10 protein-coding genes are annotated in these 13,171 nt (G+C 47.7%); 8 read left to right on the top strand and 2 right to left on the bottom strand.

Going from position 1 to position 13,171, the window contains the following annotated elements; all coding sequences use genetic code 11:
* Positions 1-181 precede the first annotated feature (181 nt).
* The 5 genes from QFZ51_RS25020 to QFZ51_RS25000 all read left to right on the top strand — a co-directional run bounded on the left by QFZ51_RS25020 (position 182) and on the right by QFZ51_RS25000 (position 5,765).
* Positions 182-1,615 carry a hypothetical protein gene (locus tag QFZ51_RS25020; protein WP_429050124.1) on the top strand — a complete coding sequence of 478 codons (1,434 nt, stop codon included), beginning with the start codon at positions 182-184 and terminating at the stop codon, positions 1,613-1,615.
* Positions 1,616-1,706: 91 nt separating this feature from the next.
* Positions 1,707-3,110 (top strand): hypothetical protein, encoded by a 1,404-nt coding sequence (locus QFZ51_RS25015; RefSeq protein ID WP_429050123.1) that lies wholly within the window; start codon positions 1,707-1,709, stop codon positions 3,108-3,110.
* 61 nt (positions 3,111-3,171) lie between these two features.
* Positions 3,172-3,915, top strand: coding sequence for a hypothetical protein (locus QFZ51_RS25010; protein ID WP_429050121.1), 744 nt, complete (start codon positions 3,172-3,174; stop codon positions 3,913-3,915).
* On the top strand, positions 3,912-4,907 hold the full coding sequence (locus tag QFZ51_RS25005; RefSeq protein ID WP_429050119.1) for a S41 family peptidase: 996 nt from the start codon (positions 3,912-3,914) through the stop codon (positions 4,905-4,907). The genes QFZ51_RS25010 and QFZ51_RS25005 overlap by 4 nt, the downstream gene beginning before the upstream one ends.
* A gap of 84 nt (positions 4,908-4,991) precedes the next feature.
* A complete protein-coding gene (locus tag QFZ51_RS25000; RefSeq protein ID WP_429050117.1) occupies positions 4,992-5,765 on the top strand; it encodes a hypothetical protein in 774 nt (257 codons plus the stop codon).
* Here the strand turns inward: QFZ51_RS25000 and QFZ51_RS24995 are convergent.
* Both QFZ51_RS24995 and QFZ51_RS24990 read right to left on the bottom strand, forming a co-directional pair.
* Positions 5,762-6,562 (bottom strand): helix-turn-helix domain-containing protein, encoded by an 801-nt coding sequence (locus tag QFZ51_RS24995; RefSeq protein WP_429050116.1) that lies wholly within the window; start codon positions 6,560-6,562, stop codon positions 5,762-5,764. The genes QFZ51_RS25000 and QFZ51_RS24995 overlap by 4 nt on opposite strands.
* Before the next feature lie 12 nt (positions 6,563-6,574).
* Positions 6,575-7,417 carry an SDR family NAD(P)-dependent oxidoreductase gene (locus tag QFZ51_RS24990; protein ID WP_429050114.1) on the bottom strand — a complete coding sequence of 281 codons (843 nt, stop codon included), beginning with the start codon at positions 7,415-7,417 and terminating at the stop codon, positions 6,575-6,577.
* A gap of 324 nt (positions 7,418-7,741) precedes the next feature.
* Between QFZ51_RS24990 and QFZ51_RS24985 the strand changes: the two genes are divergently transcribed.
* From QFZ51_RS24985 to QFZ51_RS24975, 3 genes are all read left to right on the top strand, one after another.
* Positions 7,742-8,293: an RNA polymerase sigma-70 factor gene (locus QFZ51_RS24985; protein WP_370907717.1), complete on the top strand. Its 552-nt coding sequence runs from the start codon at positions 7,742-7,744 to the stop codon at positions 8,291-8,293.
* A gap of 48 nt (positions 8,294-8,341) precedes the next feature.
* Positions 8,342-9,451 carry a FecR family protein gene (locus QFZ51_RS24980; RefSeq protein WP_429050111.1) on the top strand — a complete coding sequence of 370 codons (1,110 nt, stop codon included), beginning with the start codon at positions 8,342-8,344 and terminating at the stop codon, positions 9,449-9,451.
* A gap of 75 nt (positions 9,452-9,526) precedes the next feature.
* Positions 9,527-13,171 (top strand): SusC/RagA family TonB-linked outer membrane protein, encoded by a 3,645-nt coding sequence (locus tag QFZ51_RS24975; RefSeq protein WP_429050110.1) that lies wholly within the window; start codon positions 9,527-9,529, stop codon positions 13,169-13,171.

Here is a 13,171-nt window from a genome sequence, read left to right as displayed (position 1 = left end):
GAAAGAAAACGGTTTTTTGATGTGTGCGCGCACAAGCTGGTAAAACCGTAATTGATTTTTGTACTGCAAACAACGGCAATTGCTAAACACAGTTGCTGGTGGGCATGCCTTGTCTTAACCCTTGTAAAGGCGCTGATGTCCATTTTATGAAACCCACTTTATCATTAAAAATTTCAACAAAATGAAAACGATCAGTAAACTGTTAACTATCGCAGCCCTGACGGCATCTTTTGCAGCGTGCAAAAAAGACGGAAACATTGAACGTGACGTAGTATCCGGCCCAGATCCCAACGTTGACACCATTAAAGGAAATGTTGTAGGTACTGTAAATTTACTCGCAACCAAAACTTACATTTTAAAAGGCCTGGTAACCGTAAAAAGCGGAGCGATCCTGAATATTCCAGCCGGAACAACCATCAAAGGTTATGATGTAGCTGGAGAAAAAGGCGTACTGTTAGTAGCTAAAGGCGGTAAATTAAACGCAAACGGTACATTGAACAACCCGGTTATTTTTACCTCTATTAAAGCTACTCCTACCAACGGCGATTGGGGTGGTATCATTATTCTCGGCCAGGCGCCAACCAATAAACCAGCTACAACTTTCATCGAAGGTATTCCTAACACATCAGATGCCCAGTACGGTGGTACAACGCCTGCAGATAACAGCGGTACTATCACTTACACACGTATTGAGTATGCTGGTGGTGTTTTCCAGGGTGCACTCGGAAATAACAATGAAGTAAATGGTCTGACTTTAGGCGGCGTTGGTTCCGGTACTGTGATTAATCACGTACAGGTAAGCTATAGCGGCGATGATTCCTTTGAGTTCTTTGGTGGTACAGTAAACCCTACCCACCTGATCTCTTATCGTGCAATTGATGATGACTTTGATTTTGATTTCGGTTACAGTGGCAGATTACAGTTCCTGGTTGCTTTGCGCGATCCTGAAGTTAATGACCAGTCTAAGTCTAATGGTATCGAATGTGATAACGACAATACCGGCGTAGCTACTAACGTACCACGCACACATCCGATCATTTCTAACTTAACCGTACTGGGTAACAACGGTGTGGCTGATTCTAACCCGGATTTCCCTGTAACTTCAGCCACTGGTGTTGACGGATCATTCCAGGCTGGTGCGCATTTCCGCAGAAATACCGGCTTGTCTGTACGTAACTCCATTTTCCTGGGCTTCCCGGCTGCTGGTTTACTGGTTGACGGAAACGTTACTGCAGATTCCCTGACTAACGGTGCGTCAGAATTCAGGAAGAACTTCGTTCATTCCAATACTTCAGGAAAAGCCTTTGCAGTTGCTTCAGGAACTACTTCCTACACAGATGCAACTTTAAAGACCTTCCTGACAAACGCTACCAATGCAAATGTTGAACTGGCTGCTGCGAGCGGCGCCGGCCTGGTTAATCCGTTTAACCTGAGCAGCGTTAACTCCACTCAGTTCTTCCTCACTTCCGGTGCTGCTCCTGCTACAGGTGCTGATTTCACCGGTGCATTCTCAACTGGATTCAGTTCAGTTGCTTACCGTGGTGCATTCCCTGTTTCAGGTGGTGCAAACTGGGCGACTGTAAGATCAGGTTCTCTCGGATGGACAAGATTCTAAGCAATTTTCAGAACATTTAATGATGGTGAGATTGGCATATCATGCCAGTCTCACCTTTGTAATATACCACCGTCAAAATAATATAAGCCAAATGAACAGAAACTATTGCCTGCCGATGATGCTCAGTGCCTTTCTATCCATTTGTTTGTTGTCATGTAAGAAGGATGATAATAAGTTAGAAACCCAAAAGCCAGTCGTGGCCCTGCCGGAAAAAATCGACGCAAACCGCACCCTGAAAAGCGATACCATTTACACCTTTGCGGTATCCGTGAATGTAACAAACAATGCCGTGCTCACTATTGAGCCGGGCACCGTTATTAAAAGCAGGAGCGTGGCAGCTGGCGCCGGAAGATCCGGTTATATTGCTATTGAAAGAGGTGCGAAAATTATGGCCGAAGGCACTGCGGAGAAGCCGATCGTATTTACTTCCGGCACACCTTCCGGGTTCCAGCAACACGGTGATTGGGGTGGACTGTATATTTTTGGCAAAGCGCCTGTCAGCGCTTATGATGAGAATACCGGTGGGGCCGGTACAGAAATGACCCTGACCGGGTTAGGCGCGCTTTTACCTTCCGGCGGGGGAAATGATCCCAGGGATAATTCCGGTGTGCTCAGGTATGTGCGCATCGAATTTGCAGGAGTGGGATCTACCGAATCATACGGACTGGCCTGTGTTGGCGTAGGGTCAGGCACCACCATTGAAAATGTGCAAACCAGCTATACACAAACTTCAGGGTTTGGCTTCTTCGGTGGAACCGTGAATGCAAAGCACCTGGTGGCATTTAATAACCGGCTGGCAGGATTTGTTTATTCAAACGGCTATACCGGCATGCAGCAGTTTATAGTGAGCTATAAACATCCTTATTTTGCTGCCCCCGGACCTTTTATCAGCACCTGCGATGCATTATTGGTACTGAACGATACCAAGGGGTACCCGGTAGCGCCGGATACACGCCCGGTATTGTCAAACGTTACCGCTGTTGGCCCGTATAACAATCCTGGTTACAATAGCGCTTTACCCTGGAACGCCGCCTTAAATGTAAGTTATAGCGGGGCGTTTGTTTTGAGAAATTCTATTTTGATGGGAATGCCAAAAGGCGGGATTAAATTCAGCGACGATATCGCCGCACAGCGGTTAATGGACGGCACCTCCGAATTTTCCACCAACCTGGTGCATAGTAATATTTCAGCAGATGCTTTTACCGTAGATCCCGGGGCTGTTTACTCAATAGATGCAGCCGGCGTTACTGATTACGCGGTAAATCATCATAACAAAATGTACGTTAAACCGGAAGAAATCGGTCTTACCAACCCGTTCAAATTTGCGCTGCCTGAACTATTGCCCACCACCGGTGCGGCAGCTCTGACAGGCGCTGATTTCAGCGGGGAGCCTTTCCAGGGATTTTTTAAGAAAGTAAATTATATAGGCGCTTTCGGAACTGAAAACTGGATGCAAAACTGGACAGATTTTTATCCTTTTACCATTAAATATTAAGGCAATCAACAGCTGTTTGAACATACCGGGTCGTAAAATGGGCTTTTGTTTTTGCCTTTTCATGATATTATGGTGCCATCGCAGCCCGGCGCAGCAGATGGTATCAATGGGCGTGTTTTTATCCAGGCAAACGGTGAAAGACGCCGGGATGTCTGCCCTTGTTTACCAGGGAACATATCCCGGTATGGCCGCCCGGTTTTCGCATACCGGCCGGGTAACACAGGAAGTGGGCGCCCGTGGGGCATGGGGGAAATTATATGCCAACAAAGGATCTGGCGCCATGCGATCAAAAGTTTTGGGGTTAGACTACAATATTTTATTTACGCTGGGAAAGACAGACAGAACCCGGTTTGAATTTGGCGCTGCCCTGGATAATTATCTCCATCTGAGGGAACAGCTGCATTACGTAAACAATCGTGATTACTATGAGTTTATCAGTTCCATTGGCCCCACTGCCCGGTACAGCTATGTATTTTCATGGCGTGATAAACAGGCCGGCAAAAACTGGGAACTAAGCACCCGCATCTTTTGCCCGGTGGCTGCTGCGCTTTCCACAGCGTATTCGGTATACGAAGGACAAGCCGGTTTGCATACGCCCTCATTGCGGACCATTACCCGGGATATTAAGCTGACAAGCTGGAATAAGCTTAACCGGTTTTACTGTAACACCGGCATAAAGGTGAGCATGCGCAAAGGCAGTGGCCTGTCTTTACACTATCAATGGGAATACTACCGGATTAAAGAGGTGAGCGGGGTACAATCAGCTATGCATAGTTTAACCATCAACTACTTTTTTTTATTATGAGGAATGTTGTCAGCATATGCATGGTGATGATGCTATTCATCGTTTCCTGTGAAAAGGCGATTATAAAAGAAGACAAGCAAAACCCTGTCGCTGTTTTTGAAAGCCTCTGGCATGCGATGGATACCAGGTATGCACTGTTCACCTATAAGAAAGTGGATTGGAAAGAAGCCTACCGGAAATACCGGCCGATGGTATCTGACAAAACCAGCACCGGGGAATTGTTTGATATTTGCACAGCTATGCTTGATCAGCTGATGGATGGCCATGTGGCCCTTATCAACGGGGAGCAGAAGCACACTTACACCGGTTATTACAATTCATATCCCCACAATTTTAATTTCGGCCTGTTAAAGGAAAAGTACCTGCCGGGAATTAACTACCAGGGTACATTGGCGTATACTTTCATAGAACAGTTTGGATATCTGCACATTCCGTCCTTTGGGGAGGAATTGACATTAGCGGATATCGACCGGGTGTTTGAGAAATTGGCAGATGTACAAGGGCTGATCATTGATGTGAGGGATAATGGGGGCGGCGGTTCTTTAAAAGTAGACAGGATCGTGGAGAAGTTGCTGCCGGAAAAGATGTTGCTGAAGTATGATATTTATAAGCGCGGACCGGGCCATGATGACTTCCTTCCGCCGGAGGCCAAATACCTGGCGCCCAGGCATCCTGTTTTGGCAGGCAAGCCAATGTTGATATTGACAAACAGGAGATGTTTCAGTTCGTGCAATGATTTTGTGCTGTATATGTCGGAATTACCAAACGCTGTTATAATCGGAGATCAAACAGGCGGTGGAAGCGGTACCCCGTTTGATTATGAGCTGCCCAATGGCTGGGTGCTGAAATACGCTGCTTCTATGGCTGTTTCTGTTGAAGGAACGAATATAGAAGGAGGGATTGCCCCGGATTATTTTATATCCAATAGTTTGGATGATGAAAGTAACGGGAGGGATGCCATTTTTAAATTTGCATTGGAACACCTGCAATAGTTTATCTTAAATATTAGAAATGCCTTCTTATATTACAAGTTGAAAATTATTGTTTACCCCAAAAAAGGGTGTTTACCGGAATCTATGTTGATCATCTTATTGCGTATAACCAGCTATGGCTGGGCGGCCATAGCGATTGTAGTATTGTCTGTACTGTTAGCGGTTAAAATATTAAAACGAAACAACCCGGGCGGCAAACCTGGCTGCATGGGGATAGGTTATGTTTCGCTGGTGGTATTTTGCCTGCTTAGTCTCTCTGCCACGCTTGCGGGTGTATTGGGCGACTTTGTGGTGAATGCGTTTACCTTGCCGCGGTATAAAGCGAAGGTGGTCAGTTTTTCCTCTTATGTATCGAAGGACAGCAAAAATAAAAACACTATCATGTATCGCTCCACGGTAGCCTTCACAACGAAAGACGGCACACCGGTGGAAATGGAAACCGATGTATCCTCCTCCGGCAAGCCGGATATCGGCGAGGTGATTACCGTGGGCTATGAACCCGGTATGTCTGCCGCCGGCGAGTTCTCCACAAGTAAATACCTGTTAATGAGTGGAGCGGCTGTTATGTTACTGGTAATGGGATATTTTGCAATAGGAGGTATTTTATATGCAATGGGCTGGCGGATGGCCTCTTTCTTTAATTCCGGGATGATCCTGCTGCTGTATTTCATCATACCTTTGGCCATGCTGTTTATGTTAGGCGGCATGGGATACGCGGTAGTGCAGTATTTCATGGGACTCCGGCCCGATATGCCGGTATGGGCGGTGGTAGTATGTACTTTTTTCTGCCTGGTGTTATCTGCCGGGATGCTGGGGTATTTCCGGATGCTTACGGACAGGCGGGCACGCACCCGTTAAATTTTTGTGGGGGCTGTCCCGAATTGCTTCTTGAAAGCAAATGAAAAATGCGAGAGGTCCTCGAAGCCAAGGTCCAGGTAAATATCGGAAGGCGTTTTACCTTTTTCTTTAATAAGATAATAGGCTTCCTGTAATCTCCGCTGCTGCAGCCAGCGGCTGGGGGTTGAATGAAACAGCTTTTCGAAATCGCGCTTGAAAGTAGCCAGGCTCCTGCCGGTCAGGTAAGCAAACCGGTTAAGGTCCACGTTAAAATGAAAATTCTTATTCATAAAAGCTTCGAGATCTATTTTTCCCGGCTCACTGAAATCGAATAATATATCTTTCATGCCGGGATTTACTTTTAACAACAGCAGCACTGCTTCTCTTAATTTCAATGTAACCAGCGCGGCATCATCTTCCCCGTTCAGTTGCATGTAGGGCGGCAGTGAATTAAAATAGTTTTTATACAAAGGATGGGGTTCCAGGGCAATGACAGCGTTGCCATTCACCTGCTTTTCGGCTTTATATCCGGCTTCCATACTAAACTCCCGCAGGAAGGGCTGATCGAAGTGAACGGAAAACGATTTAAACTCGCCGCCTTCGGGCGGTAGCTTGTTGAACTTCATCAGCCGGTTCCGCCTGCCGAGTCTGACATCACCGGGTTTAAAAATATATGCTTTGTTGCCATCATTCATGATCATTGTTCCCGACACCTGGTAGCTGAATACATAGTCCTGTATAAACTGTTCTCCCTCCCGGGTACTGATGGTGTAGCAGGAATACGCGATAGGGGATGGTTGTTTATTGAGTGAAGGCATTATTCAATTGTATTAATCCGTTTGTGTAAAACTCACTGCATCTGTAGAGACGCTTACCGGCAGCCACTTTTCCATTTCCTCATTTCTTTCCGCATTGGCTTCCCTTATCCGGTATATGGCATCGCTTCCAAGTACCAGGTGTACCGGGGGCGCAGGATGCTTAACCAGGTTAATGATTGCTTCCGCGGCTTTGTCAGGCGTGCCTGCGGGGCTAAAGTTACTATTTTTAAACAGTGTTATCCGGGTGCCCACTGTCTTTTCATAGCCCGCTATCTCCTGCGCGCAGGGCAAAGAGGCCGTCATGCCGGTGCGGAAACCGCCCGGTTCAATACTTGTCACCAGTATGCCCAATGGTCTTACCTCTTTAGCCAGGGCTTCGCTGAAACCGCTCAATCCAAACTTCGCGGCCTGGTAAATGGTGAGGCCGGGGCTGCCCACCCTGCCGCCTACGGAGCTGATTTGAAGTATCCTGCCCGAACCTTGCCGGCGCATATATGGCAACACTGCACGGGTGATGGCGATAGGTGCATACAGGTTCGTTTCCAGCTGGCTGAGTACCTGCTCATCGCTGTAGGCCTCAGCGGCGCCTAAGATGCCGGCGCCTGCGTTATTGACCAGCACATCTATCCGGCCAAAATGTTGAATGGTATTTTCAATGGCGGCGATGATCTGTGCGTTGTTGGTAACGTCCAGCTGCAGCGGATATATATTGCCGGGATACTTTGTTGCAAGATCTTTTAACAGGCCGGGACGCCGGGCGGTGGCCGCTACCAGGTCGCCACCCGCCAGTACAGCTGTTGTAAGGCTCCTTCCCAATCCGCGGGAGCTGCCTGTAATAAACCAAACGCTGGACATAATTTTAGTTTTATCAAAGGTCGGATTAACCGGGTAAGACCGGTTTGCTGAAACGTGCAAACTGCTTTGTTAAAAAGTTCAGATTAATAAATACAGACGCTCCTGTTGATGGCCGGGATTACATCCCCGAAAAAAATTTTCCTCCTGCTTCACCCTTTTTCACTTTTCTGTTGCCTATGATGATAGTGGTGATTTAAATGAGGCAGCCGGCCGTTGGTTATCTGCAAAAAACAGCAACAGCATAATGCGGGACAACAGATGATGGAAATAAATCCGGATTTTATTATACTTTGTGCGGATAACAATGAAGTTACAAAGTGGTTTATGTACCAACCAAAATCAGGTGAAGTAGTTTCTTTCGAAGAACAGTTCAAACTTCACTACACCTTCCTGTGCACTGCCGCTTACTATGTAGTGGAAGATGAGGACGCGGCCAGGGATATTGTGCAGGATTTTTTCCTTTATTGCTGGAGTAAGCGGCATGTCATCCGTATTACCCACGATTTTAAGAGTTATGCCGTTCGCGCCATCCGCAACGCTTCACTGAACTATTTAAAGAAATCAGGCAAAACGTCGCTGGAGGAAATAGCCGTCATTGAAAACATGACGCAGCATTTTCCGCTGGAAGACAATGAAGCGGAAGCCGACCGCAATGCAGCGCTGTGGGCGGCTGTAGCCCGGCTGCCGGAGCAGCGCCGCCGGATATTCCTGCTAAGCAACCGGGATGGACTGAAATATAAAGATATCGCCGAAACGCTCGGTATCTCCATTAATACGGTGAAAACGCAGATAAAACTGGCACTGCAGTTTTTACGGAAAGAATGCCGGTGGATGAATATTTTCATCGCTTTCCTTTTTTTCTTAAAAAATAACTGACAGGCCTTCACCCTTTTTTCATAATTGTTTGCCCTTATTACCGAAGTTATGAATGAAAAAGATAAAGAAATAGACTGGGATAAGCTGCTGGACCTGATGGATGGGAACAGAACGGGGGAATCCCTGACGGAGGAAGAGCTGGCAATGCTGGCTGCAGCTAAAGAGATGCAGTCGAGACTGGGCGCGGAAAAATTCCCGGAAGAAGAGGGATGGCAGAGTTTTGTACAGGCCAGGGACCGCAGGCAGGACCGCCGTTTCACACTGGTGAAGCTGGCCGCCGCAGCAATATTGGTATTGGCCATCGGGGCAGCATTATGGACATTCCTGCCCAGGCAGCACACGCCGCAGTTGGCCAACGAAATGCCCGTGGGCAAGGTGCGCCTCAAGTTATCCAACGGTCATGAAATAACGCTTGGCGGCGACACACAGGTTATTCAAAACAACGGCATCGCCGCTATCAAAGCAGGTCAGTCGTCATTGGTATACGATGCCGGCGCCGATCGTGCAGTAGTAACGGCGATGGATACACTGGAAGTGCCCCGCGGCTTACAATTCACCCTCCGGCTGGCCGACAGCACCAGGGTATGGCTCAACGCCGGTTCCCGGCTGATCTATCCTGCTGCCTTTAACGGCCCGTCACGGGAAGTGTATGTGCAGGGAGAAGCCTACTTCGATGTGGCCGCCGATATAGAACGCCCATTCCTGGTACATACGGGCAAAGTGACCATGAAAGTACTGGGTACTGCCTTTAACGTAAACACCTACGGACCGGGTATACAAACCACTTTAAGCAGCGGAAAGCTGCTGGTCACCGCCGGCCAGGAGCATACCATACTGGCGCCCGATGAGCAGGCCGTTTATAATGATAAAAATGGTTCGCTGCAAAAAAGGACCGTAGAAGCCAGGGTGTTCACCGCCTGGATGGAAGGCGATCTCTTTTTTGAAGATGCCACACTGCTGGATATTACCGGCTACCTGGCCCGGAATTATGATTACGTTTTTGTTTTTGAAGATCCAACGCTCGAGAAAATAAGTTTTACTTTAGATATGCGCCGCCCGGCGGTTTTACAGGATGTACTGAACCAGATCAGCCATAGCATGGGTAATTTAAGGTTCCGGGTGGAAGGCAAAACAGTGCACATCATGAAACGTCAATAGTTAAGAATATCAACCGGAGTCAATCAGATTGCCAGTAGCCACCGGTTACTGCTTAAACCATAATACCAAACCAGAATGAGAAATTTATTGGGCTTGTCCTTCGCCTGGAAGGAAGCGCGGCGCTATGTCATGCGGTTACCTTACCAGTTGTTGCTTTTGCTGCTTCTTACCGGCAATGGGGCGTTGGCGCAGGATAGTATACGACAGGAAATATTATCGAGAAAGATTTCTTACGAGGCCAATAAATCATCTTTAAGCAAAGTGCTGAAGGATCTGCGTACGAAGATGCATATACGCTTTACCTATAACAGTGAGCTAATCCGGCGTCAGCCACCGGTTACGGTGAAAGTAAATGCGGTTTCCCTGGAATCGTTACTCAAAAAACTGTTGCTTAATACCGGCCTGCAATTTATGGTGGAGATGGGCGGGATCATTATCTACGAACAGGAGGTGTCTGCAGAAAAGGCAACCAGCCAGTCGGTGATCCTCAGGGGAAGGGTAACCGACCCCCAGGGCTCGCCTTTGGCAGGGGTGAGCATTAAAGGACTTACCTCAAAGGAAATGACCGTAACACAGCCCGACGGGATGTTTATGCTGGTTGCCCGGGAGCAGGAACAGGTAAGCCTCTCCCTGGTAGGAATGAAAACGCTGCTGTACAAAGTGAAGGTGTCAGACGATCCGTTGATCCCTTTTAAAATGGATACCATTGCCCGGGAAATCCAGGAAGTTGTGGTGAACGGGTATCAGAAAATAGATCCCCGTTTAGCCACGGGCTCCGTATTAAAACTCAATGCAGCCGATATCTTACAGCCCGGTCAGCCGTCTGTAGACCGGATGTTGCAGGGCAAAGTGCCGGGGCTGATGGTGATCAACACCTCCGGTGGTGTGAATGCAAAGCCTACTATGCGAATCCGCGGTACCTCCACCTTAATTGGCAACGCCGCCCCGCTCTGGGTGATCGATGGTATGATACGCCCCGACCCCGTTAATATCTCCTCCGCATTGTTGAATAATGTACTCAGCGGTCCTTCCCAATCCAACTATGAACTGATGGGAAACGCCATCAGTGGTTTGAACCCCTATGATATTGAAAGCATCACATTTTTAAGAGATGCCGCCGCTACTTCTATTTATGGTACCCGCGCGGCCAACGGCGTAATTGTGGTAACCACTAAAAGAGGAAAGGCGGGTCCAGTGGAAGTAACCTACAATTCAAATATATCTTTCCAGGCGCGTCCATCCTACAACCAGCTGAACCTCATGAATTCGAAGGAACGCGTGGCTTTCTCAAAATCACTGATAGAAGATGGCGTGGTCTTTAACGGAAGTGAAAGTGGTTTCGAAGAACGTTTTTCGTATGAAGGATTATTAAGACAGTTGTATGCCAGGCAAATTACGGAAGCAGAATTCCGGGCGGGGGTAGGCACTATTGAAACCCGGAATACGGATTGGTTTAAGGTGTTGTTCAGGAACCAGATGAGCATGCAGCATGCGCTCAGCATGAGTGGCGGCGCGGGCAAAACCACCTATTACGCTTCCCTGAGCTATGGCGGCTTTAACGGCGCAGCGAAAGAGGATGGCAAGAAAACATATTCAGCGAATGTAAGTGTGCGCACGCAGATTGGTAAACGGTTGAACCTGGACTTGTCCATGCAAAGCAATTATATAAAATCCACCGGGTATTACCAGTCGGTAAACCCGTTGACCTATGCGTTGCAAACAAGCCGTATTTACAGCCCGGACGATTTTTACCCGGTGCGCACGCCGGGCAACCTGAGGGTTAATGAGCCCGTACAGTTAGTATGGCCACCGTATGTTTATAACATACAAAATGAAATCAGTCACTCGGAAAACAACAGCAGCACACATTCTTCCAGCCTGAATTTATCGTTGGATTATAAGATCAGGAAGGGATTGTTTTTTCGCCATTCTTCCAACGTTATTGTGAGTGGAGCCGATGGGTTAACCGCAGCTGATGAGCAAACATATGCTATTGCGGTTGAACGCGGATGGAGCGCGGAGGTGGTGCCTACACAGGAGATGATGCTGACGGCGCTGCCCACAGGAGGCATGGCCTATATGATGAACCAGAAGAGTATGTCGCTCGGAATGCGGAACAGCATAGATTACAATACAGGCGTACGGAAGGACCGCGACCAGTTTAATTTTACGTTGGGTAACGAGGTGAGAAGTGAAACCGCCAATGGCCTTACATCCAGGGAACCGGGGTACTTTCCGGACAGGGGAAAGTCATTCTTTCCGACTGTAATGGGCAGGAAATTATATAGTTCAGAAACAATCAACGAAGCTATCGACAACTCCGTTTCCTATTACAGTACGGCCGCTTACAGCATGATGAACCGCTATGTATTGAGCGGTACCATCCGGACGGATGGCTCCAACAGGTTTGGGCAGTATTCCAACTCCAGGTTCTTACCTAATTACAGTATTGCTGCCCGCTGGAATGCTTCTTCAGAAAACTGGTTTCCCGTAAGCTCCCTGATCAGCGACTGGCAGGTGAGAGGTTCGTATGGCACACAGGGAAATGTGGTGAGTGCAGTAGGACCTAACCTGGTAGCCACTTATTCCCCCGTTGTGGGAGAAACAAGTCCCATTACCGGCAAACCCTACCTGCACATAAAAACCATGCCTTACCCGGAGTTGCGCTGGGAAAAAACCCACCAGTGGAACCTGGGCACCCAGGTAGCCATGTTCAATAGCCGCCTGCGGGTGAATGTTGATTATTACTCGAAGAAAACAACGGATGTACTGGACATGATAAAGATTCCTTTTGAATATGGTATGGATGTGATGTACAGGAACGGAAGCGAGTTATATAACCAGGGATGGGAAGCGATGATCAATGTAGATGCCATCAGATCGCGGAACACATCGCTCTCCTTTACGTTGACCACCAGCAAGAACAGCAACCGGGTATCTGACGAAATTATTCCCAACGACTACAATTCCTTTTTTAATGGCAGCGGACACTTACGCGGAAAACCAGTGAGTGGTTTCTACTCTTATATTTATAATGGTCTGAATCATAACAGCGGTTTGCCGATGTTCAGGAATTTAGATCTCAAGGAAAAAACCACCAACCCGGATGATTTCCTGGTGTATTCCGGGCAACTTCAACCTTCTTTCACCGGGAGTATTCAACCGGTGTTCCGGTACAAATCCTTTTCAGCAGTGATGTTGTTTTACGTGAGTATTGGCAGCAGCAAACGGCTCAATGATCCTTTCCCGCGCACAAATGCATTGAATGGGGTGCCGGCGCCATTTACCAATCTCAGCAAAGATTATTTAAACCGCTGGCGTAAACCGGGTGACGAATTACATACAGATATTCCTGTAGTGATGGATCTTTTAGCCACCCGGGACTGGCTTGTTATACCGTACAAAGTGCTCAGTAACCGTACCAATGTAAACGCCGGAGAAATATCCGTGGATCCGTTCCAGGCTTATAACATGTCTGATCTGAGAACCGTCAGTAACAACTATATGCGATGCAGCAATCTAAATCTTACCTACACCATTCCTGCTGTTAAGCTAAAGGGAAGCGGGATTAAGAATTTAAGCGTTGGCGCCGCCGTAAATAATGTTTTTACAGTTGCCAACAGGAAACTAAAAGGACAGGACCCTGAAATTGATGGCATCGGCACCACTGCATTGCCGCTTACCCGGCAATATGCTTTCAGCCTGAATGCTACTTTTTAA

Source organism: Chitinophaga sp. W3I9 (assembly GCF_050434025.1).
Taxonomy (GTDB): domain Bacteria; phylum Bacteroidota; class Bacteroidia; order Chitinophagales; family Chitinophagaceae; genus Chitinophaga.
This window is presented reverse-complemented; position numbering and strand designations above follow the sequence as displayed.